The sequence below is a fragment of the Thiomonas arsenitoxydans genome, from assembly GCF_000253115.1.
GTDB classification, from domain to species: Bacteria; Pseudomonadota; Gammaproteobacteria; order Burkholderiales; family Burkholderiaceae_C; genus Thiomonas; species Thiomonas arsenitoxydans.
Genome location: NC_014145.1, coordinates 3,102,908 through 3,126,045, shown reverse-complemented (window position 1 = coordinate 3,126,045; position 23,138 = coordinate 3,102,908). Strand labels below are relative to the sequence as shown.

The window sequence follows — 23,138 nt, the reverse complement described above, 5'->3', positions numbered from 1 at the left end:
CATCGGAGGCGTTAAAGTATCCTTGTACTTTTTACAGGAAGTCACGATGAGCGAATCCGGTATTCACGCCCACGCCCCGCACGAGGAAGCGCTTGAACAACTCACTGAAAGTAAGAATCACACGCTGAATCAATGGGTCGCCATCTTTACGGCGTTGATGGCTGCGCTCGGTGCCGTCGTCAGCTACCAGGGCAGCCATCTGATGAACGAAGTGCTGCTCTATAAAAACGAGGCGGTGCTCAAAAAGGCGCATGCCACTGATGAATGGAATTACTACCAAGCGGTGAGCACAAAACAGCACCTGATGGAGCTCGCGCAGAGCTTGGCGCCCGCTGACAAACAGACGGGGATTGCGGCAAAGATCACCAAATACGAGGGGCAAAAGACCCAGATCAAAGCACGCGCCAACGCGCTGGATGCGGCATCGAAACAAGCCAATGAGACTTCGGATCGACTCAACCGTCCTCACACGGGCATGGCGCGCAGCTTGATCTTCCTGCAGATTGCGATTTCGCTGGCATCAATCACCGCCCTGACCGGACGCAAATGGTTGTTCGGCGTCGCCCTGCTCAGTGCCGTAGCCGGTGTCGGTCTGTGGTTGATGGCATTGGGGTGGGCCGCTGGGTAAATCACCGAGCCATCTTTCGTTGAGAACCACTGAATGACGAACGTCGGCACGCAAATTGCGCGTACCTTGTGAACGCAGTCTGCTGTCAATGCTGTGCCAACTGCAGACGTGGAATTGTCTTCAAAAGGCCGCTACGCCTACTTGGGCCTTGAACGTCGACGTACGGGTACGGCGGGTCTGCTGCACAGATTTCTTCTACTCCCCAAACTCCTTTTCGCCAGACCGCTCTCAGCCCATCTTCATGTCCGGAGTTTGCACTCATCACGCTGTTCAGATAGACGGAGCCACTTCTCGCCCGCCTATTGCGGGTTGTTTAGCGTTCAAGGCTGCTGATGCCGATGCCGAATTGCGCCGTGCACCGGGTTTGCCGTAAGTCGGTTGGGACGCGTAGACGTTCATGCCTGACGCCACGCAGCGCGTTTGCCATGGCGCAGTCGCTGATTGGCACGTGGCTCAAATCAGCACCGGCGCCAACAGTCCAGCAGGGCAAGTTCCGAAGGATTGAGAGGCACGCTGATGGTGTGCGTGCGGAGCTCGCTAGGTGGGAGGCGCGCGGGCCGTGGCGGCGGCCCGCGCGACCAGGGAGGGTGGGGTCATGGGCATGTGCAGCGCAGCGAAACATGTGCTTCAAGGGCAACCCAAGCGAAGCGCGGGTTAGCCCTTGCTACACCGGTTTTCGGAATGTGGAGTGCCACGGAAAGCGCGGACAGACTGCATGCCGTCCGATGAGCACGCCAACGAGAGACGATGGCCGGACTGGATCGCCGATCGGCCGACTGCTGCGATCGTCTGCGCAGCCCGACAAAGACCCCGGCGTTCGCTTCGCTCGCCGCCTGACCACGCCCTGCGGGCGTGGTGGACATCGGCAGGCGGGGAAGGGGGGAGGGGGATAGCCCGAAGAGGAGTGTCCCCCGCTGGCGGACTTGACCCCGCAGGGGTCGGCACGCTCAGCGTGCCGGGGGGTCTGGGCTGCGGTGCGGGTTCTGGGTCTGATCGCACCGGCAGGCCAAGCGGGTCGGGGTTGGCCTGCCTTGGGTGGACTCGCTGCCGGGCGTTCCATGCCTGCCCTGCTGGCGCCATGTGGGTGTTGGTGGCGCGACATGGCTCAGGGCGCCAGGTTGTCGGCGATGGTGGTCACGCCGTTTTGCATCAGCGCAGCAATTTCGTCTCGGCGAAATCGCAGGGCGCGTCCGATTCGCACCGGATGGAGGTGGCCGCTGACGGTGAGGCGGTAAATGGTCGTCCGCGACAGTTGGGTCCACTGTTGGACGGTCTTGACGGTCAGAAGGGTCTGCGCGGGCGGGGTTTGCGTGGGCGTTTGGGTCATGGTGGGTTCCTCTGTGCCGAGGAAATGTCCAATGACTCGCGTTTACATGCAAACGCCTGTTTTGTTGACAGTTTTAATTGATCGAGGTAGTTTTTATCTCGGAGTCAAGGCAAATCCGGCGTAAGCCGACTCAATCGCGTCGTGCATGCGACCATGATTCTTTTCTATTGAATTCATCATCTGCATCCACTCGCTCAATCACTCCACAGGGAAGATCGCGGCCCAGCCCCCAGGAACCATGCGGGGCAGATCAGGAGGGGGACTGCGGTGGCGTGCAGGCGCGTGGGCTGCCCGGTCTGCGCGCATCGGGCCTGCACGCGGCGTGCTGATGCGTTTGGATCACACCGACTTTGATGACGGTTTTGATGACAGGAGAACGCAGAAAAGAAAACATCCTAAGTGAATCAATCACTTAGGCTTATGTCCTGGCGGAAGCGGTGAGATTCGAACTCACGAACGGTTGCCCGTTGCCGGTTTTCAAGACCGGTGCAATCGACCACTCTGCCACGCTTCCTGTTGATCAGCCCTACCGCTGGGCCAAGCCGCGTATTCTATCTGGGCGCGACGCGACTTGATCGGGGCAGAAACAGTTCGAGTGCGTTGTTGAGCATGTCGAATCCGAGCGGGGTCGTGCGCAGAACATCGGCATCATCGACCAGCAAAGCCTTGCTTTGCGCGGTTTGCAGGGGCTTTTCGATGGCAGAGGGTGGCAGGCCGGTGCGCTGGGCAAAAAGTTCGACGCGCACGCCTTCGCGCAGACGCAGGGCGTTGAGCATGAATTCAAACGGCAAGTCGCTGCGCGATACCTCGACCTCGGTTTCGACGGCAAGGCCTTGCGCGGCCTGCTCCATGTAGCGCTGGGGATGGCGCCAGCGGGTCTGACGCACGACGCGATGCGCAAAAGTGAGCTTGGAATGGGCGCCAGCGCCGATGCCGATGTAATCGCCGAATTGCCAGTAATTGAGGTTGTGGCGACAGCGGTGCCCAGGCGCGGCGTAAGCGGACACTTCGTAGCGCTGCAGCCCGGCGGCCTCCGCCAGATCGGCCACGGCGTGCTGCATGTCGGCGGCCAGGTCGTCGTCTGGCAGTTTGGGGGGCTGGCGGGCGAACAGGGTGTTGGGTTCGAGCGTGAGCTGATAGAGCGAGAGATGCGGCGGCTGGTGCGCCAGCGCCTCGTGGACGTCGGCCTTGCAGCCCGCCATATCCTGCTGAGGCAGGGCGAACATCAGATCGAGATTGAAGCTGGCGAAGTGGCGCGCGGCCTCGGCCACCGCGTCGTGCGCCTGGCGTGCATCATGCACGCGACCCAGCGCGCGCAGGCGGTCATCGTCGAAACTCTGCACGCCGATGGACAGGCGGTTGACGCCCGCCTGTGCGAACGCCGCAAACCGATCTCGTTCGAAGGTGCCCGGGTTGGCCTCCAGCGTGATTTCGGCATCGGCGACGAGGGGCAACCGGGCGCGCACGTCGGTGATCAACTGGTCGATAGCCTCGGGCGAGAACAGACTGGGCGTGCCGCCTCCGATGAAGACGGAGATGACGCGCCGCCCCCACACCAGGGGCAGCGCCGCATCAAGATCGGCGCGAAGCGCAGCCAGGTAGGCCTGCTCGGGAATCGACCCACCGGCGCGCCACTCATGCGAATTGAAATCGCAATAGGGGCACTGTTTGAGACACCACGGCAGATGCACATAAAGACTGAGGGGCGGCAGCGCGCTGAATTGCAAGGTGCCGGGCCGCATGTAGTGCGGCAGCGATTGCGCTGCACGCTGCGGCGCCGCATCGATGGCCGGGCCGGATGCGGCGCTGCGGTCAACGATTGGAATGTGCTTTTGATTCACGCAAACCCAGACGTCATGCTCAAGGAAACGCAGGGCCGTCCCCATCCCGACCTCCCCCACGACGTGGGGGAGGTGAGATCACTCCCTCCCCACTTGTGGGGAGGGTTGGGGTGGGGATTGCCCAGCCCTGAGGGCGCTCTGACGACGCCGCCATCCAGCCCCAATGCGTGCGCAGCAGAGGCAGCAGGGTTTGCAGAGCTTGACCGCGGTGACTGATGCGATTTTTCTCCTGCGCGTCACATTGCGCCAGGGTGCGGCCATCCGCGAGCACGAACAAGGGGTCGTAGCCGAAACCGCCTTGCCCTTGCGCCGCGTGCCCGATCTGCCCGATCAGTTCGCCGCGAACGATGAGCGGCTCGGGATCGGCCGCATGGCGCAACGCCACCATGATGCTGACAAAGCGCGCCAGGCGCAGGGTCTGGCCCTCCATCTGCTGCAACAGCAAACGGTTGTTGGCGGCGTCCTGTTCGGCACGGGGCCCCTCGACCTGCGGCGCGAAGCGGGCCGAGCGCACGCCCGGCAGTCCACCGAGCGCTTCCACACAAAGACCCGAATCGTCGGCCAGTGCGGGAAGGCCGGTGTGAAAGCTGGCGTGACGCGCCTTGGCCAGCGCATTTTCGATAAAGGTGGGATGCGGCTCTTCGGCCTCGGCCAGATGAAATTCGCCTTGGGCCTGCACCTGGCACCCCAGCGGCGCCAGCAAGGCCGAGAGCTCGGCGAGCTTGCCCGGATTGCCAGACGCAAGCACGATCCGCCAAGTTGCGGAAGTCGGCGCCGCCACCGTCAGATCTCCAGCGCCTGTCTTTGCAGCGCGACGAGTTCGGCGATGCCGCGTTGCGCCAGGTCGATCATGCCGTCGAGCTGCTGCCGCGAAAACGGCGCGCCCTCGGCCGTGCCCTGCACCTCGATCAGCGCCCCGTCGGCCGTGCCCACCACGTTCATATCGGTATCGCACTGGCTGTCTTCGGCGTAGTCGAGATCGAGGCGGTAATCGTCGCCCAGCAGGCCAACCGAGACGGCGGCAACCAACTGACGCATTGGGTTCTGCGGGATGCGGCCCTGCGCCATGAGCCACTGACAGGCATCCCACGCGGCCACGGCGGCGCCCGTGATGGCTGCGGTGCGCGTGCCGCCGTCGGCCTGCAACACATCACAGTCGAGCGTGATCTGCCGCTCACCCAGGGCTGAAAAATCGAACACGGCGCGCAGCGATCGGCCGATGAGGCGCTGGATCTCCTCGGTACGACCCTGTTGCTTGCCGCGCTTGGCTTCGCGCTCACCGCGCGTGTGCGTCGCCCGGGGCAGCATGCCATATTCCGCCGTGACCCAGCCCTGCCCGCTGCCCCGCTTGTGCGGCGGCACGCGCTCTTCAACCGAGGCGGTGCACAGCACACGGGTATGCCCGAAAGCCACCAGCACGGAACCTTCGGCATGACGGGTGAAATGACGTTCGATGGCAATCGCGCGCAGCGCCGAAAGCCCGCGACCTTCTCTCGCAGGAGGGGTGTTTTGCATGGAAGTAATCGGTAGGGGAAACGTTATTTACGCGCCGCACCCTGGCGGATGGCGGCGTTGATTTCAGCGATCGACCGTTCGATATCGGCGTCGTTCATTTCTTCGACCTGCAGATCAGCCAGCTCGCTCTGGATGGTGGACTTGAACCCACCTCTTTGCATGCTCTCGGTTTCAATGCGCAGAGAGGTTTCCAGCTCTTCGGGATCGGCCTCCCATTCGACGCCCAGGGCGGTGACGTTGTCTGAGTCGGCGCCGCCTTGCCGCAGCGCCATTTCCACCACCTCGGGCACCGCATCGGAGAGCACCTGCTGGCCGAACTGCCGCACCAGAACCGATTCGGGGATCTGTCCCCAAAGCCCGTCGGAACACAGCAGCACGATGTCGCCCCGCCGCATCGCTTGCGGCAAACCCACCTCGATCATGGGCAGCTGCCCCGATCCCAGGCAGGTAAACAGCATGTTTCGCGTCGGGCCGTCTGGTTGCAGCAAAGAGAGGCCGCTAGGCTGATCTTTTTTGTGCTTCTGCTCCACATGCGAGTGATCACGGGTGCGTGTGAGCATGGCGCCGTTACGCATGAAATAAAGCCGCGAATCGCCCACATGCGCCCAGTGCGCAGCGCCGTTTTGCAGCACGCAGACCACCACCGTCGTGCGCGGCGAATCGGTCAACCCGTTTTCTTGCGCATAACGCTGGACTTGCTCATGCGCCCGAAAAATCGAGCGTCGCAGAAATTCCTGCGGATCGCGCAGACGCGGCCGCGCTTCTTGCTGGAACAGATTGGCAATGGTCTGCAGCGCCAGTTGCGCCGCCACATCGCCACGCGGGTGCCCCCCCAAACCATCGGCCAGAGCGAACAAGGCGCTTTCGCGCGTGTAGCAATAGCCCATGCGATCCTGGTTGGTCGCACGACCGCCGCGGCGGCTCACCTGGTACACCGAAAACTTCAATTCTTCTCCCTCGCGGCTGCTTTGCCCTGCTCAGGCCCCGGAGTTTGCACCGCCTGGACGGGCGCGCCAAACCGGGTGACATCCCGCACTTTTTGCACTTGCGACTTGGTGTCGTTGACCAATTCGTCGATGTGCAGCCGGAGCTTCTCGCCCATGGTCAGATTGGTGTAGCGCCGCGCGTTTTCCGCACCCAGCTCACGCTGCAGATTGAACACGCTTTGCGGACGCGCCATGGCGTCCAGCGCCATGCACCACTCCACGATCTCAATCAGATTGTCTGAATACACGCCCCGCAGCTTGGAGAGCTGGGCCTGCAGCCGGTCTTTCTCCAGCCGCTGCGGTGCTTCGTAAGGCGGGTAGCCCGTCATGCAGGCGTAGATGCAGGCGCCGACGGCATAAATATCGGTCCACGGGCCGAACGCCCCCTCGCGCTTGTACATCTCGGGGGCCGCGAAACCCGGCGTATACATCGGGCGAAAGCGCTTGTCCTGCTGGTTGAGCACTTCGCGCGCCGCGCCGAAATCGATCAGGATGGGTTTGTTGTCATCGGTGATGAACACGTTCGCCGGCTTGATGTCGAGGTGCAGCATCTTGTGCTGATGCACCACGCGCAAGCCCTGCAGGATGTCATCGAACAGCGAGCGGATGGTCGACTCGCGAAAAATCTTCTTGCGCTTGAGTTCTCTTGCGGTGATGACGAACTCCTGGAGCGAGGCGCCCTCCAGATAATTCATCACCATATACACCGTGTCGTTTTCTCGAAAAAAGTTGAGCACGCTGACCACGCTGGGATGCGAGATCTGCGCCAGCGAGCGGCCTTCCTCAAAAAAACTCTTCAGGCCCAGACGGTAGAGCGCGAGTTTGTCGGGTGGCACCACCGGGCTCGACTCGCCCGGCCCCCGCTCCACCAGCGAGGCCGGCAGGTACTCCTTGATGGCCACTTTCTGCCCATCGGAGCTCAGTGCCAGATACACCACGCCGAAACCGCCGCTGGCGACCTTGCGCACAATGCGGTAGCCGCCCACTTGCGATTCAGGAGCGAGTGGGGCGGGTTTGGATTTGGACGAGGTGGCCATGAAAACGAAGGCTAGCAGCCTACCGGCGAAAGGAGTGTGGAAAAATACGCGTAAAGGGGATGCGATTGAAGTCAATTTATAGCATGACCGGCTACGGCCAAAATAGTGCACAACTCTCGAGCGGAGCCAAGATCCATATCGAGTTGCGCTCGGTCAACAGCCGCTTTCTCGACATCGCCTTCCGGCTGCCCGAAGAACTGCGGGGTGCGGAAGCCGCCATGCGGCAATCCATCACCCAGACGCTGCGCCGCGGCAAGATCGACTGCCGCGCGGTTTTCGAAGCGCCGCAAAGCGCGCCCGCCATGCCCGACGCCAGCGCCGCCGCGCCGCTGCTGGCCTTCGATGCCGCCTTGCGCGCCCTGGCGCCGCACCTCGCCCCGCTCTCGGTCGGTGAAGTGCTGCGCTTCATCGGCAGCGCGCAGGAAGATCATGCCGACGCTGCCGAAATCGCGCAGGTCGCCAGCCTGGCCATCCAGCAGGCCCTGACCGCGCTGGTCGCGGCGCGCGCGCTCGAAGGCGACCGTCTGCGCACCCTGTTGCTCGATCGCATCGAACAGATCGGTCGACATGCTGCCCGGGCGCGCGAAATCGTGCCCCTCGCCGTGGAGCGCCAGCAAGCGCGGTTCACCGCCCGCTGGGAAGAAGCGCTGGCGGCTTTGACGGGCGCCGAGACCAGCGTCGAAACGCTCAACGACCGTCGCCTGCAGGAAGCCGCCAGTTTTGCCATTCGCATCGACGTGGCCGAAGAGCTCGACCGCCTTCAGGCCCACCTGCAAACCCTGCGCGATCTGCTCGCCCAGGGCGGCGAGTTGGGCAAGCGGCTGGACTTTCTCATCCAAGAGCTGCACCGGGAAGCCAACACGCTGGGCTCCAAATCCGCCGCGCTCGAACTCAGCGAAATTGCGCTCGAACTCAAGGTCCTGATCGAGCAGATGCGCGAGCAGGTGCAGAACATCGAATAAATCAGGCTGCCACGTGTCCTCCCAGTTTCCCGGAAACCTGTTTGTCGTCGCCGCCCCCAGTGGGGCGGGCAAGTCCAGTCTCGTCAACGCCTTGCTCGCCGAGGACTCGGGCATTCAGCTCTCGGTGTCTTGCACCACGCGCGCGCCGCGAGGCGCCGAGGTCGATGGCGTGCATTACGTCTTCATCGACAACCCCGAATTTCAGCGCCGCATCGACGCAGGCGAATTTCTAGAATGGGCCGAGGTGCACGGCAACCGCTACGGCACCTCCAAGCGCTGGCTGGAAAGCCGCATGGCCGACGGCATGGACGTGCTGCTCGAAATCGACTGGCAGGGCGCGGCGCAGGTGCGCAAGCAATTCGACAATGCGGTGAGCATCTTCATCCTGCCGCCCTCGTTCGAGGAACTGCGGCAACGGCTCACCCGCCGCGCGGAAGACGCGCCCGAGGTCATCGAGCAGCGTCTGCGTGAAGCCCGCATCGAGTTGGCGCAGGCGAAGAACTTCGACTTTATAATTGTTAATCAAGACTTTACGCACGCCTTGCGCGATCTCAAGCAAGTCGTCGCCGCGCAGCGGCTACGCTATGCCGCGCAACGCCTTTCCCATCCCGAGGTTTTTCGCGCCCTCGGCATCCTTTGAACTGGAACTCTGACATCATGGCTCGCATTACTGTTGAAGACTGCCTGGAAAAAATCCCCAACCGCTTCCAGCTCGTGTTGGCCGCCACTTACCGCGCCCGCATGCTGGAGCAAGGTCATTCGCCCAAGCTGGAATCGAAAGACAAACCCGCCGTCACCGCCCTGCGCGAAATCGCCGCGGGCCTGACCGGTATTGAGATGCTCAAAAAAGTACCCACCTGATTTCAACATGCCCAGCAGCCACACCGCCACGCCCGATCCGAAAGCCTCGGTCACGGATCTGGCTGTGCCTGCTGCGGATCAGGTTGCCACAATTAAGCGACCGCGCGCGCGGTCTAAAAATGCCACGGCCGAGCCCGAGCCTGCGGCGATCGCGACTGGCGATGAGTCGGCTGCAACCCGGCACGTCTGCGTGAGTCTGGCCAGTCTGCTCGACAAACTTCAGGCCTACCTCCCCGAAGCCGATCTGCAAAGAATCCGCGAGGCTTACCGCTTCGCCGATGCGGCGCATCTCGGGCAGTACCGCGCCAGCGGCGAGCCCTACATTTCTCATCCCGTGGCGGTTGCCGAGCTCTGCGCCGACTGGAAGCTCGACACCCAGGCCATCATGGCCGCGCTGCTTCACGACACCGCAGAAGACAAGGGCATCACCCAGGCCGAACTCATCGAGCATTTCGGCAGCACCGTGGCCGATCTGGTGGATGGGCTGACCAAGCTCGACAAACTGCAGTTCTCCAACCGCGAGGAAAACCAGTCGGAGAGCTTTCGCAAAATGCTGCTGGCGATGGCGCGCGATATTCGCGTCATCCTCGTCAAGCTCGCCGATCGTCTCCACAATATGCGCACTCTGGGGGCGATGGCCGCGAGCAAGCGCGTGCGCATTTCGCGCGAGACGATGGACATTTACGCGCCCATCGCGCACCGTCTCGGGCTCAATCTCGTTTACCGCGAACTTCAGGACCTGGGCTTTGCCAACAGCCACCCCAACCGCTACGCCGTGCTGTCGCGCGCCGTGCTGGCTGCGCGTGGCAACCGGCACGGTTTGGTGGAAAAGATTCTGGCGGCTGCGCAGGCGGCACTGAACGAGGCGCAAGTGCCCTCGCAGTTGTTCGGCCGCGAAAAAACGCTGTATTCCATCTACCGCAAGATGCGCAGCAAGCACCTGAGCTTTGCGCATATTCAAGACATTTTCGGCTTTCGCGTGCTGGTGCCCGATGTGCTCGACTGCTACCGGGCGCTGGGCGTGCTTCACAGTCTGTACAAGCCCATGCCGGGCAAGTTCGAGGACTACATCGCCATCCCCAAGGCCAATGGTTACCAGTCGCTGCACACCACGCTGATCGGGCCGAACGGCAATCCCGTCGAATTTCAGATCCGTACCGAGGCGATGCACCGCATTGCCGAGAGCGGGGTGGCGGCCCATTGGCTCTACAAAACACCGGAAGACAAGCCGACCCCGCAGCAGGCGCAAACCAATGCCTGGCTGCAATCGCTACTGGACATCCAGACCGAGAACCGCGACTGGGCCGATTTTCTCGAAACCGTCAAGGTCGATCTGGCGCCCGACGCGGTCTATGTGTTCACGCCCAAGTCGCGCATTCTGGCGCTGCCGCGCGGCGCCACGCCGGTCGATTTTGCCTATGCCATTCACACCAATCTGGGCGACCAGACGGTGGCGGCCAAGGTGAACAACGCGCTCGTGCCCTTGCGCACCGAGCTGCGCAGCGGCGATGTGGTGGAAATCATCACCGCGCCGGCCTCGCGCCCCAATCCGAGCTGGCTGAGCTTTGTGCGCACCGGGCGGGCGCGTTCCAAGATTCGGCACGCGCTGCGCACCACGCAGCAGGCCGAGTCGGTCGAATTGGGCCGTCGTCTGTTGCAAAGCGCGCTGCGGCACGAGCATCTCGATCTGCTCACGCTCGACGACGCCGTGTGGGACAAACTGCTGCGCTGGACGGGCTTCAAGTCGCGCGACGATCTGTACGCCGACATCGGCCTGGGCAAGCGCGTGGCCGACATTCTGGCCAAGCGCGTGGTGGCGCTCGTCTCCCCGCAGGACGCGCTGTCCGCGCCCTTGCTCGACACCATCGAGCGTCTGGAAAGCCGTGCCACTCACGACGCCCAGACCTCGTTGCAGCTTGACGGCAGCGAAGGCATCTCGGTGCGCTACGCCACCTGCTGCCGTCCCATTCCGGGCGACGCCATCATCGGCTATCTGGGCAAGGGCGAAGGCCTGATCGTGCATCAGCAAGACTGCGACATCGCACGGCGCCTGTTCCAAAAAGACCCGGACCGCTGGATCGATCTGAGCTGGGCGGAAGAATGCACCCGGCCTTTCGAAACCGGCCTGAGCGTGATCGTGCAAAACACCAAAGGCGTGCTCGCCCGCGTGGCGGCCGCCATCAGCGAGCACGACAGCGACATCGCCCACGTCACCATGGACGAAGACACGCAGCAGGCCACCACCGAGCTGCGCTTCGTCGTGCAGGTGCGCGACCGCAAGCATCTGGCCGACGTGCTGCGCGCCCTGCGTCGCCTGCAATTCGTGGTGCGCGCCAGCCGGGCGAAAAACCGCACCGCGGGTTTGGGCTCAGGCAACTCCTGAGCGCATCCAAGGCTGGGCGCAGACCTCAGCCGCGAGGCGGGTAGGTCACTTCGAGAATTTCCAGCGTCGCGATGCCGCCCGGTGTCGGCAGGCTCACGCTGTCGCCTTCGCGGGCCTTGAGCAGCGCGCGCGCTACCGGCGAAATCCAGCTGATCTTGCCCTGCAGCGGCTCGGTCTCGTCGATGCCGACGATGGTGATGGTGTGCTCCGCCCCCTTGTCGTCGGCGTAGCGCACGGTGGCGCCGAAAAACACCTGATCGTTGCCGTGCTGCAGACTGGCATCGACCACTTCGGCGATGTCCAGCCGCTTGGTGAGAAAGCGGATGCGCCGGTCGATTTCGCGCAGACGCTTTTTACCGTAGATGTAATCGCCGTTTTCCGAGCGATCGCCGTTCTTCGCCGCCCACGACACGGTCTCGACGACCTTCGGGCGCTCATCCTCGACCAACGTCTTGAGTTCGGCGCGCAGCCGGGCATAGCCCTGCGGCGTGAGGTAATTCTTGCCGCCCGGCGGCAGCGGCGGGAGTTGGGCGCCGCCGTCCTCGTCGTCGTCGGCGTCTGAGGTTTGTTCGCGGACAAAGGCTTTGTTCATGCAGGCAGTTTATCGATGCGCGAGAGCAATCCGCTGGCCCGTTGCGTGACGCGCTGGATGCCCTCATGCAGCGTCTGCATGTCTGCGCAGGCCAGGGTGAAAAAGCGGCGCGCGCGCGTGATGCCGGTGTAGATCAGCTCGCGGCTGAGCCCGGCGTGGCGCTCGGGCAGCACCAGCACGGTGTGATCGAACTCCGACCCCTGCGACTGGTGCACCGTCATGGCGAACGCCGTCTGCACATCGGCCAGACGGCTGATGCTGACCGAGCGCAGGCTCTGCCCCTGCAGAAACACCCCCCGCAAGCCCTGCGTGCCGGTCGGCAAGGCGATGCCGACATCGCCGTTGAGCACGCCCAGATCGTGATCGTTGCGCGTGACCATCACCGGGCGACCCGCGTACCACGCGCCGCGACCGTGCAGCAGGCCGAGCGCGTCCAGCCGCGCGGCGATGGCCTCGTTCAGCGCCTGCACGCCCCAAGGCCCTTCGCGCACCGCGCACAGCACGCGGCACTGATCGAAAGCTTGCAGCACGCGCTGCGCCCAGGCGTCCCAATCTGCCTCAGCCGTCGGCCCCTGCCGCAGCAAATCGGCGTAGTGGGCATAGCCCTTGGCGCCATCACGACCCTGCACCGCAAGATCGACCAGCGCCGGGGCTGCAACAGGGGCTGAAACCGGGGAGAAAACGGGCGCCAGCAACTGGGGTACGGGCAACAGCCGCACCGCCGCACCGTCGGTCTGCTGCAGCAGCGCCTGCGCCCGCTCGGCGTCGCCCGCGTTCACCGCCTGGGCCAGTTGCCCGATGGCGCCGCCGAAGCGATGACTTTTGCGCAACATCACCACCCGCTGCAACAGCGCGGGGCCGGTGGGGTCGATGAAGGGCTGAGGAATACGGTCGCCGCACAGAGCCTGCAGCGCCTGCGCCGTTTGCGGCGTGTAGCGGCCCTGCTGCGCCCCGGTGCACAGCTCGCCGAGCACCGCACCGGCTTCCACCGAAGCGAGCTGATCCTTGTCGCCCAGCAAAATGAGCCGTGCCGTGGGCGGCAAGGCGTCGAGCAGCGCGGCCATCATTTCCAGATGAATCATGGACGCCTCATCGACCAGCAGCACATCCACCTCCAAGGGCTGCGCGGCGTTGCGGGCGAAGCGGCGGGTATCGGGCCGCGCGCCGAGCAGGCTGTGCAGGGTGCGTGCAGGGCCGAGGCGCTGCGACAGTTCGGCCACGCCGGGGAGGGCGGCGAGCTTGACGAGCTCGCGGTCGATGGACTGCTTGAGCCGGGCTGCGGCCTTGCCCGTGGGGGCCGCCAGCGCCACGCGCAGCGCGCCGGGTTGGGATCTCAAAGCCCACAGCAAAGCCAGCAGCCGCGCCGCAGTATGTGTTTTGCCGGTACCGGGACCGCCGGTGAGCAGGGTGAAACGTCCGCGTAGCGCCAGCGCGCACGCCAGTTTCTGCCAGTCCACTTCCGTATCGTCGGCAGGCGGGAAAAGCCGTGCCAGCAGCGCTGCAGCAGCGGGTGCATCGACCGTGGCTTCAGGCTGCAGGCGCTGGTGAATCCGTGCGGCCACGGTGTTCTCATCTCGCCAGTAGCGGCGCAGATACAGCCGCTCTGCCTCCATCGCCCCCAGGGTCGTGCTACGCCCGCCCCGCCCCCCGAGGGGGTCAAGGGAACTTGGGGCGGCCCTGCGTTCCCTTGAGAATATCAGCGGCGCGCCGTGGTCCGGCTCGCCCTCGCAGTAAACGGCCGGGCACTCGCGCAGCAGGCGCTCGCCGTCGTTGGGCCAGTGCACATCGGGCGACAGGGCAGGCGCGCCCGCCGTGGCGGCGCGCTCTTTCAAGGCGATGAAGTGTTGCGGCAATTCGCCCAGCAGCACGCAGGTATGACCGCGCCCCTCCAGATCGGCGAGCAGCGCCACGGCTACCGCCAGTTCTGGCGGCATTTGCGGGCAGAGTTCAGCCAGGAAGCGGGCCAGCGCAGCGTCCAGCCGCCGCAGCACGCCTTGCTCTGCCCAGTCGTGCAGCACGTCGAGAACGCGCTGGGTCGGCGCATTCGGCGCGTTGGTCGGGGCGGGCCTCATGCGGCCTCCTCGCGCTGCGCAAAAAGGGCGTCGAGCGCGTCGAGCAAGACCCCGTCGGGCGGAATGTGCACGCAGCCCGACTGCGGCCCGCGAACCCCGCGCAGGAACAGATCAATCGCGCCGCCAAGCTGCGTCTGCGGGTCGTAGGCCGTGCGCAGCCGGGCCTGCAACAGGCGATGCAAGGCCAGCATGTAGAGCGCGCATTGCACGTCATAGCGGTGTTCGAGCACGGCGGCCTCCAGCGCCTGCTGCGTATAGTCGGCGTCGTCCGTGCCGAGAACATTGCTCTTGTAGTCGAGCACCCAGTAGCGGCCCGCGTGGTGGAACACCAGATCGGCGAATCCCATCACCATGCCGTGCAGGGTGCGTTCGGTCAGCTCAGGGCGGGCGCGGCCCGGCAGGATGTGCCGCTGGCACAAGGCGTCGATCTCGGCCGCGCAGGCACGCTCGACCGGCAGCCAGAATTCCATCTCCGCCAGCAGCGTGTCGATCTCGGGCAGCGCAACCCCCAGCGGCGGCAAGGGCGTGACCAGCACTTCGCTCAACCACTCCAGCAAATCGGCCGAACGCGGCGCATCCCAACCCTGCCGGGCGCAGCGTTGCAACAGGCTGTCCTGCGTTTGTTGGGCTGACAGGGCGAAACCGTTCTCGCCCAGCCAGGCCAGTTGTTCATGCACGAACTTGCCCACCAGCGCGCCGCGTGGAAAGCGATGGCGCGCGGCAGACGGCTGGAGAGTTGCAGGTGAGGGCTGTTCCATGCTCGGTTCGGTCGCCCACAGTTCGTCTTGCAGGGCCGCTTGCAAAGCGGGTTGCTGAGTCGAGCGTGGGGTGAGATCGCGCACCAGCGCGGAGAAGCTGCCGATGCTCCAGTTACGCTCGAACTGGGCGTGATAATTGGGCGGCTCGATCAAGGCCGGGGCGGGGTGGGCAGCCTGCAAGCGCTGAAGCTCGGCCTCCTGCGCCGCATCGACGATCTGCACCGCCGGGCTGTCGCCAAAAGTCTCGCGCAGCAGGCCGGGAATGGCGGCGCCCTCGCACGGCGTATCGCCTCCCAGCAGATAGCCGATGGCGCTGCGATGCAGCATGCAGACCGACCCTTTGCCGACTTTCAGCGCGGCGATGCCGACCCACAGCGCATGCCGCGCGCGGGTCAGCGCCACATAGAGCAGCCGCAGGTCTTCGCGCAGGCGCTCGCGGTCGTCGGCGCCGTCCTTCGCCTCTTTGAACGCGGTGGCAAACGGCAAAAACACCAGCGGATATTCCAGCCCCTTGGACTTGTGGATGGTGACCACGCGCACCAGATCAGCCTCGCTTTCCAGCCGCACTACCTGTTCTTCGGTGGACTGGCCCGCCATCTGCTCCTGCAACCAGCGAATCAGCGCCTGCTCGCCGTCGAGTGTGCCGCTGGCAGTCTGCAGCAGTTCGGCCAGATGCAGCACATTGGTCAGGCGGCGCTCGCCGTCTTCCTCGCTCAACCAGCGGGCGGGCAGATCGAGCCGGTGCAGCGTCTGGCGCAGCATGGGCAACACCCCTTGACGCAGCCAGATGGTCTGCAGTTCGGCCAGCAAAGCCAGCCGGTTTTCGAACACGTCGTCATCGGTGGCCAGCGCGGCCAGTTCGTCGATTGTTGCCCCCAGCGTTGGGGCGGCGAATGCGGCGCGGGCCAGACGTCCGTCGCGCGGCTCAGCCACGGCACGCAGCCAGCGCAGCAGATCGGCGGCTTCCGGTGAGGCAAACACCGAATCGCGATCCGACAGATAAACCGAAGCCACGCCCCGGCGCTGAAGCGCGCGGCGCACGGCGCGAGCCTCGTCGCCATCGCGCACCAGCACGGCGATGTCAGACTGGCGCAGACGCGCAAAGCCCCCGTCGGCCTGACGGAAGCCGGCCTGCGTATCGTTGAGCAGACTGACGATGCGCGCAGCCGCATGCGCGGCAAACCGCTCGCGTGCATCGCGTTTGGATTCCAGCTCCTGGTGCACGCTGCAGGTCAGCGCGGGCACCGGTCCTTCGGAACAGACGAGTTGCTCGGCCCGCCCGCGCGCACCGACCGCGATGAAGGGCACGGGGTTGTCCGCGTCAGGCGCCTCATCGTCCCGGTACAGAAAAGCGCCCGCGCCCGCGGACTGTTCGCGCCGCTCGAACAGTTGGTTGACGCTGTGCACCACCTCCGCGGTCGAGCGGTAGTTGGTCTGTAGCGCCGAGTGCCGCCCCTGCGTGGCCTGCCGCGCGCGCAGATAGCTGGCGATATCCGCGCCGCGAAAAGCGTAGATCGACTGCTTGGGGTCGCCGATGAGCAGCACGGCGCTGTGCGTGGTCTGCGCCGTGGTGATGCCGTAGAGGCGATTGAACACGCTGAACTGCAGCGCCGAGGTGTCCTGAAATTCGTCGATCAGCGCGACGGGATATTGCTCCAGAATGCGCGAGCGCAGCCGCTCGCCCTGCGGCCCAGCCAGCGCCGCATCGAGACGTTCGAGCTGGTCGTGAAAACTGAATTGGCCGCTGGCCGCCTTGAGCGCCCGCAGACGCGCATCGACCTGCGCGGCCGCATAGGTCTGCAGCTCGGGAACGAGGTCCGCCAGATCGGCCAGCGCCGCGCGCAGCGTCTCGACCTGGTTGAACACCGCTGGCGGCTCCACCTGCTTGCCCTGGTTGCAGCCAGCACGCAAGCCGTCGGGCGTGAGCTTGGCCCAAGTTTTATCGTCGAGATCGGGCTGCTGCTGCGCGGGGTCATCCAGCCAGGCTTGCAGCGCGTCAAACCAGCCGCAAACGCTTTTCAAGCCATATTTGTTCTTGCTCAGCGGGTTGGTCTCGGACTGCACCAGCGCACACAGCCATTGCCGCATGCTCGCGATACGCTCGGCCCATTGCGCCTTGAGCGTGCGCACCTGCGCCTGCTGCGGCTCGCCCAGCCGCTGCCAGAGGTCGAGCAGCGAGTCGTCCTTGTCAGCGACCGGCGGCGCCCCGGCCTGGGCTGCGCGTAGCCGCGATTTCACTTCACTCTCCAGCGCGCCGACGTCCGGCCACACCTGGAGCACACCGTCCAGCGCTGCGCCAGAAAGCGGATAGACCTGCTGCCGCCAGAAGTCGTGCACCGCCTGCGTGGTGAGTTCGCCTTCGTCGGCCAGCAGGTCTTCGTCGAAGGAATGACCGCTGTCGAAGGCGTGTTCGCGCAGCATGCGCTGGCACCAGGCGTCGATGGTGAACACGGCCGCGTCATCCATCTCCTGCGCCGCCATCGCCAGGCGCCAGGCGGCGGTCTGCCGCGCACTTCCCGGCGGGTAGCTGTCCAGCAGGCGCAGCAGAAATTCATCGTCCACCTTGGGTGCGAGGGCGCCCTGAAAGCACTGCGCCGCCTCCACCAGACGCGCCCGAATGCGCTCGGCCAGTTCGCGCGTGGCGGCGCGGGTGAAGGTCATCACCAGAATCTGCTCAGGGCTCAGCGGGCGGGCAAACGCGGTGGCTTCGGTGCCATGGCCCAGCACCAGGCGCAGGTAGAGCGCGGCGATGGTCCAGGTCTTGCCGGTGCCCGCGCTGGCTTCGATCAGGCGGCTGCCCTGCAGGGGCAAGGTCAGGGCATCGAGGGGATCCGGGATGGCGGTCATGCGGCTTCTTTCGTGCCCGCAGCGGGCGTCTGGCCGTGGCGGATGACAACGGCCTGCGCCGCCCAGTCTGCCAAGGGCCGGAACAGCTCGGCTAGGTAAGTCTCGAAGCGCCCATCGGCGCTCAGGCTGGCAAAGTCGGGGAAGGTGCGGGCGAGGCAGGGCTCCTCGACTTCACCCGAAGTGCAATAGCCGCCCTCATAGGCCTCTTGCCCCTTGCCATTTTTCAGCTCGGCCAAGGCGGTGCGGGCGGTGAACGGCAGCGGGCGGCGCATGCCCTCTTGCCAGGCGGCCAGCAGGGTGTGAAGGCGATCTCTGGCCTCAGCCGCGGGCAGCGGCGGCAGATCCACCCGCGCATCGGCGCCAATGAGCACGCCCTGCACCGCATGACCGCAGGCGCTGGCCGCCAACTGCCGCACCCAGGCGTCGATCAGCTTTTCAGCGCGCGCCTGCGCTTTGCCATCGCTCAGTCTCGAAGCGCTGAGCTGCATCCAGATCGGGCTTTGGCCTCCTGTGCGCAAGCCGTCGAGCCAGTCGTCCAGCCGCAGGTCTTGGTACTCGACGATCAACGCCCGCTTGTCCACCGCCTGCGGATAGGCCTGCGCCAGCTCGGACCAACTGCGCAGCAGCGGCAACGCCTCTTGCTCCAGACCTTGCGCCACTCTGCTGCCCAGCGCGCGCAGGGGCAGCGCCCCGCTGCCCTGCAACTGGCGCACCCGGCGCGCGACGGCGGCCTCGATGCCCTCATCCACGGCGGCCTGCGGATCGTCGATCAAGTGGCTGAGCAGGCTGTGGCGGTCGAGCCCGTCGAGCGCGAAGACTTCGTCGTCGTCCTGCGTCTGCAGTTCGTCGAACACCACGTCGAGCCGGGTGCGGAAAAACGCCTTGACCGGATTTTTCAGGAAGCGGGCCAGTTGCTGCAGACTCAGCGGTTCGGTGAGCGGCTCGAACGGCATCGGCCCATTTCCGTTCCCGGTCCCGTTCTCGGCCACGCCGCCATGCGCCTGCCGCCACTCGCGGGCATAGGTGAACAGCGCGGCGTCGCCCTCGAAGTAGCGGCGGCTGAAGGGTTGCAGGGGATGAACGGTGGTGCGCTGCGCGAGCAGATCGCGCTGTCCTTCGCCTTGCCAACCCGCGGCGAGATAGTCGCGCAACTGCGCCACCAGCACCGACGGCGGCTGCTCGGTGTTGTCGCGCGGGCTGCGGCCAGCCCAGCTCACATAGAGCATGCGGCGCGCCGACAGCAGCGCTTCGAGCATGAGGTAGCGATCGTCTTCGCGCCGGGCGCGATCTCCGGGCCGGTATTGCCCGGGCTGATGCAGCAGATCGAAGTCGCTGCGCGGGCTGCGGCGCGGGTAGTCGCCCTCGTTCATGCCCAGCAGGCAGACGACTTCGAAGGGAATGGCGCGCAGCGGCATCAGGGTGCAGAAGGTCACCCCACCGGCGAGAAAGCGCCCGCCGCCCGCGGCCTCGTCCAGCCCGCTCAGCCAGCTCTCGCGCAGCACCTGCAGCGGCACGGCTTCGTCGAACCGCGCGGCGGCGCAATGGTCGAGCCAGGTGGAGAGCGCATCGTCGAGGCGGGCGCGGGTTTCGCGCTCGCGCAGGTCTTGCGGCAGGCTGATGGCGTCGAGCAGATCGCGCGCGTGCTGCGCCCACTGGCCCGGCGTGGCGTTTTGCAAGGCCGTGCGCCACCAGGCTTGCAGCACGTCGAGCAGATCGGCCAGCGGGCCGACGAGGGCGGCATCCAGCCCGCCGATTTCGTCAAAGGGCACGATGTTCTCAAAGCCGTCTTCGCCCGCCCCGGCATAGCCCAGCAGCATGCGGCGCAGGCCGAAGCGCCAGCTGTTCTGCTCGCCGCAGGCGCCCAGGCCGAGATGGGCGCGATGGTCGACGTCCAGCCCCCAGCGCACGCCCGCGCCGGCGATCCATTGCGTCAGCCTTGGCCGGTCTTCGGGCCTCAGGCCGAAGCGCCGGGCAATGGCCGGTACATCGAGCAAGGCGCTGATGTCGGAGGCCAGAATGCGCTCTTGCGGCAGGCGCAGCAGCCAATCCAGCGCGAGCAGCAGCGGTTCGGTCGCCCGCGCCGACAGGTCGGCGATGTCGAAGGGAATGAAGCGCGCATCCCCCGGCGGATACTGGCCGAACACCGCCCGGATGGCCGGGGCGAACGGGGCGATATCGGGCGTCATCACCACGATGTCGCGCGGCCGCAGCGGTCGCTCGCCGCTGGGCTGCGCCAACAGGTGCAGCAACTGGTCGTGGAGGATTTCGACTTCGCGCTGCGCGCTGTGGCCGATGTGAAACACCACCGAACGATCCGCTGCGGAAATGGGCTTGCGCGGATGTTCGGGCAAGGGCAGCAGATCGCGGATGGCGGCCTGCACCTGTTCGAGCAGCGTGTCGCCGGGCGCGTCGTCGAACAGGTCGTGCCGCGGCAGGCCGGGCCTGTCTGCCGCGTTCGCCTGCTCGTCGAAGGCGTCGAGCTGGCGCATGAAATCGCGTCCCTGCCGCCCCCAGGCCGCCAGCAGCGGGTGAGCGTGGGCGTGCATGGCCTCAAGACTGACCTGCGCCAGGTCGCCCGCCCGCAGCGGCCTGCGAGCCGGTGCTGCGCGCAGCAGCTCGCGGCCCTCGATGATGTCGGCCCAGTGATAACGGCAGGGATTGGGCAGCGCGATCAGCACCTGCACATACCGCGACAGCGCCACCAGCGCATCGAGCACCACGGCCGGCAGATGCGAAGCGCCAAACAGCACCACCCGGCGCGGCAGCGCGGGTCGGGTCGGGTCGGCTGCGCTTTCGGCGGTATGCAGCGCCTGCAGCATGGCGCGCTGCACCTGCGCACGGGTGGATTGACGCTCCGTTTCGCTCAGCTCGGCCAGAACCCGGCGCCACAGCCAGGCCTGCCAGCGTTGATCTTCGGGCAAGGGCGTCGCGCGCCCGAGCGCGTCGATGAGCACATCGCGGCCCTGTGCCCAGGCGTCGAGCCAGTCGTCGCGGTAGATCTGATACTGGTCGTAGAGGTCGGCCAGACGCTGCGCCAGTTGCAGGCGGCGCAGCAGGTCTTGACCCTGCAGATATTGCAACAGCGGCGCGCAAACGTCCGCATCGAGCGTGCCGCCCTCAAGGAAACGCTGGGCCGCCCCAAGTTTCCTTGACTCCCACGGGGGGCGGGCCGGGCTTAGCTCGGCCCTGGGGGCACCCAGAAGTCGCATCAGGCGCCAGGTCAGCAGCGGCTTGTCCAGCGGCGATTGCGACGGCGTGGCCGCACGCCCGAGCACCTGCCGATAGGTGCGCCACAGAAACCTTCCGGGCAGCTCCACCCGCGTAGCGGCGCAAATGCCGCCCTGCGCGGCCAGCGCCATTTTCAGCCACTCCGCAGCGCCATTGCTCTGCACCAGAATGACCTCTTCCTCCAGCGGCGCCAGCGGCTGCTGCGCCAGCCATTCCAGCAGGGCATCGCGCAGCAATTCCAGGCGATTGCCCTGCAGAATGAACAAGCCGGGGCGGATATCGTCGGTCATGGGCAGAGAGAACAGGAGCAGGTCATACGGCCGTTATTGTGGACTCTTCACCCTGCTCACTTTTTACCAGTGATGCTCAGTCGCCATGCCGCATCTCCTTCGCTGACTGAGCGACGCAAAAAACAAAACGCCTGAACCAAGACTGGTTCAGGCGTTCGGCTTTTAACTGGTGCGCCCGGCAGGATTCGAACCCACGACCCCTTGGTTCGTAGCCAAGTACTCTAATCCAGCTGAGCTACGGGCGCTAAAGATCAAGAATTATAGACATACTTCGATGAGCGCGTAAAGCCCCCTTGTGTTTCCCATCGGCCTAGGAGTCTGGGCGGCAGAATTCCGTGAACCTGTGCCGGAGCGCCGATGCTGGGCGAGCGGACTGTTTTTCGGGCACGGTCGGCATGGCCGGTCGTCTCACGCCCCCGAGAGGGCAGCAGCGGGCGTGTTGTGCGGGGCGGCCTGTGCCCCCATTTCTGTTCAGGCGGGAACCAACGAGGCCATCCGCCGGAGGTTCAGTGCTGCGCAGACGAGTTTCCACTCGGCGCGTACACGCTCAAGGCCGCGCAGGCTGAACTGGCGGAACCCCAGCACGCTCTTGATCCAGCCGTTGGGCGGCTCGGCGATCCACTTGCGCTTGCGATAGGCGGCGCGTCCCGCGGCGGTCTGCATCTTCGCGGCCATGGCCGCGGTGTGCGGCAGCCGCGCGGCATCGATGGCCGCGTGCTGCTTGCCTTCGCGCCCCAAGGCCACAACCAGATCGATCGGCGCATCGCGCAGGTTGTCCTCGCTGCGATAGCCCGCGTCGGCCAGACCCAGCGCGGGCAGCGCGCCCAGGTTCTCCTGGATCGCATCGATCATCGGCAGCAGCCAGTTGGCATCGGGTGCCGTGTTGTCCAGTTCCGCAGCCACGATGATGTGCGCAGCCTCGTCCACCGCCGTCTGCGCGTTGTAGCTGGGGTCGAAGCCGCCGCCGGCGCGCTTCATGATGCGGCTGTCCGGGTCGGTGAAGTTCTCCTGCGCCTTGTCTTCGGGCACGCCGAAGTCGCGCTTGAACCGCGCACCGCGCCGCGGCTTCCCATCCGGCCCCCGGGGACGGCGATCATCATCGTCACTGCGACCACGCTGCGCGTCGGCTTCACGCTGACGCTGTTCCAGCCGCTGGCGCGCCTGCCGGATCGCATCGAGTCGCGCCTCGCGCCGCTCGATCTCGGCCGGGATGTCGAGTTCGGGCTCCTGCGCCTCGGCCTCGTCGGTGGCCTTGGCGCGCGCCAGCAGCGCGTCGATCTGCTTTTTCAGTTCGACCTCGGTGTGCTGCATGCGCGCATAGCTCATGGCCTTGTGGCGGCTCGCGTTGGCCTTGACCTTGGTGCCGTCGATGGCCACCGTGCCCAGCTTGACCAGACCCATCTCGCGCGCCAGGCGCACGACCTGCACGAACAGGTCCGAGAATTCCTGGAGGTGCAGCGCACGGAAATCCCGGATCGTGCGGTGCTTGGGGAAGTTCCCTGCTGCCAGCATCCGGAACGCCAGGTCCTCGTGCAGCCGGCGCTCGATCTTGCGCGAGCTGAACACCCCGGTGGCGTAGCCGTACACCAGAACCTTGACCATCATCGCCGGATGGAAGGGCTGGTTGCGCGCTCCGCCACCCTCATAGCGCGCGTAGAACGCGCTCAGGTCCAGCGTGTCAATCGTGTCGTGGATGAAGTAAGCCAGGTGGCCCGGCGGCAGCCAGTCCTGCGGCGCCGCCGGCAGCAGCATCACCTGGTCCGGCTCATAGGGGCGGTAACTAGTGGGCATGCCGTATTAACGCACGCCCA

General features: G+C 65.5%; 16 protein-coding genes and 2 tRNA genes. 5 read left to right on the top strand and 13 right to left on the bottom strand.

Features of this window, described 5'->3' with window-relative positions; all coding sequences use genetic code 11:
- Nucleotides 1–46: 46 nt before the first annotated feature.
- Nucleotides 47–628 (top strand): DUF4337 domain-containing protein, encoded by a 582-nt coding sequence (locus THI_RS14770; RefSeq protein ID WP_013107057.1) that lies wholly within the window; start codon nt 47–49, stop codon nt 626–628.
- A 1,105-nt stretch (nt 629–1,733) separates the two neighbouring features.
- Here the strand turns inward: THI_RS14770 and THI_RS14765 are convergent.
- From THI_RS14765 to THI_RS14735, 7 genes are all read right to left on the bottom strand, one after another.
- Nucleotides 1,734–1,955 (bottom strand): helix-turn-helix domain-containing protein, encoded by a 222-nt coding sequence (locus THI_RS14765; protein ID WP_013107054.1) that lies wholly within the window; start codon nt 1,953–1,955, stop codon nt 1,734–1,736.
- A gap of 426 nt (nt 1,956–2,381) precedes the next feature.
- Nucleotides 2,382–2,469 (bottom strand) — tRNA-Ser (locus tag THI_RS14760).
- 37 nt (nt 2,470–2,506) lie between these two features.
- Nucleotides 2,507–3,841: a radical SAM family heme chaperone HemW gene (gene hemW, locus THI_RS14755; protein ID WP_079668521.1), complete on the bottom strand. Its 1,335-nt coding sequence runs from the start codon at nt 3,839–3,841 to the stop codon at nt 2,507–2,509.
- Nucleotides 3,816–4,577, bottom strand: a complete 762-nt coding sequence (rdgB, locus tag THI_RS14750) for an RdgB/HAM1 family non-canonical purine NTP pyrophosphatase (protein ID WP_050985977.1) — start codon at nt 4,575–4,577, stop codon at nt 3,816–3,818. Before rdgB ends, hemW begins: the two co-directional genes overlap by 26 nt.
- A 2-nt stretch (nt 4,578–4,579) precedes the next feature.
- Nucleotides 4,580–5,311 carry a ribonuclease PH gene (gene rph / locus THI_RS14745; protein ID WP_013107050.1) on the bottom strand — a complete coding sequence of 244 codons (732 nt, stop codon included), beginning with the start codon at nt 5,309–5,311 and terminating at the stop codon, nt 4,580–4,582.
- Nucleotides 5,312–5,334: 23 nt separating this feature from the next.
- Entirely contained in the window at nt 5,335–6,258 is a 924-nt protein-coding gene (locus THI_RS14740) for a PP2C family protein-serine/threonine phosphatase (protein ID WP_013107049.1), read from the bottom strand.
- Entirely contained in the window at nt 6,255–7,334 is a 1,080-nt protein-coding gene (locus tag THI_RS14735) for a serine/threonine protein kinase (RefSeq protein ID WP_013107048.1), read from the bottom strand. The genes THI_RS14740 and THI_RS14735 overlap by 4 nt, the downstream gene beginning before the upstream one ends.
- A 59-nt stretch (nt 7,335–7,393) precedes the next feature.
- Between THI_RS14735 and THI_RS14730 the strand changes: the two genes are divergently transcribed.
- Genes THI_RS14730 through THI_RS14715 form a run of 4 tightly spaced genes read left to right on the top strand, consistent with a single transcriptional unit; the run spans nt 7,394 to nt 11,540 of the window.
- The gene (locus THI_RS14730; protein ID WP_013107047.1) at nt 7,394–8,296 is read left to right on the top strand and encodes a YicC/YloC family endoribonuclease; all 903 of its coding nucleotides are present in this window, start codon (nt 7,394–7,396) and stop codon (nt 8,294–8,296) included.
- A 13-nt stretch (nt 8,297–8,309) separates the two neighbouring features.
- Nucleotides 8,310–8,936, top strand: a complete 627-nt coding sequence (gmk, locus tag THI_RS14725; protein WP_013107046.1) for a guanylate kinase — start codon at nt 8,310–8,312, stop codon at nt 8,934–8,936.
- A gap of 17 nt (nt 8,937–8,953) precedes the next feature.
- The gene (rpoZ, locus tag THI_RS14720; RefSeq protein ID WP_013107045.1) at nt 8,954–9,157 is read left to right on the top strand and encodes a DNA-directed RNA polymerase subunit omega; all 204 of its coding nucleotides are present in this window, start codon (nt 8,954–8,956) and stop codon (nt 9,155–9,157) included.
- A gap of 7 nt (nt 9,158–9,164) precedes the next feature.
- On the top strand, nt 9,165–11,540 hold the full coding sequence (locus THI_RS14715) for a RelA/SpoT family protein (RefSeq protein WP_013107044.1): 2,376 nt from the start codon (nt 9,165–9,167) through the stop codon (nt 11,538–11,540).
- Between the two features lie 25 nt (nt 11,541–11,565).
- On the opposite strand, the gene greB is transcribed toward THI_RS14715, so the two are convergent.
- The 6 genes from greB to THI_RS14685 all read right to left on the bottom strand — a co-directional run bounded on the left by greB (nt 11,566) and on the right by THI_RS14685 (nt 23,118).
- Nucleotides 11,566–12,132: a transcription elongation factor GreB gene (greB, locus tag THI_RS14710; protein ID WP_013107043.1), complete on the bottom strand. Its 567-nt coding sequence runs from the start codon at nt 12,130–12,132 to the stop codon at nt 11,566–11,568.
- On the bottom strand, nt 12,129–14,204 hold the full coding sequence (gene recD, locus THI_RS14705) for an exodeoxyribonuclease V subunit alpha (protein WP_013107042.1): 2,076 nt from the start codon (nt 14,202–14,204) through the stop codon (nt 12,129–12,131). The genes greB and recD overlap by 4 nt, the downstream gene beginning before the upstream one ends.
- Nucleotides 14,201–17,809 (bottom strand): exodeoxyribonuclease V subunit beta, encoded by a 3,609-nt coding sequence (gene recB / locus THI_RS14700; RefSeq protein WP_013107041.1) that lies wholly within the window; start codon nt 17,807–17,809, stop codon nt 14,201–14,203. Before recB ends, recD begins: the two co-directional genes overlap by 4 nt.
- The gene (gene recC, locus THI_RS14695; RefSeq protein ID WP_013107040.1) at nt 17,806–21,327 is read right to left on the bottom strand and encodes an exodeoxyribonuclease V subunit gamma; all 3,522 of its coding nucleotides are present in this window, start codon (nt 21,325–21,327) and stop codon (nt 17,806–17,808) included. Before recC ends, recB begins: the two co-directional genes overlap by 4 nt.
- Before the next feature lie 167 nt (nt 21,328–21,494).
- A tRNA-Arg gene (locus tag THI_RS14690) sits at nt 21,495–21,572 on the bottom strand.
- Nucleotides 21,573–21,798: 226 nt separating this feature from the next.
- Nucleotides 21,799–23,118, bottom strand: coding sequence for an IS1182-like element ISThsp1 family transposase (locus THI_RS14685; protein WP_013104216.1), 1,320 nt, complete (start codon nt 23,116–23,118; stop codon nt 21,799–21,801).
- Nucleotides 23,119–23,138: the final 20 nt, after the last annotated feature.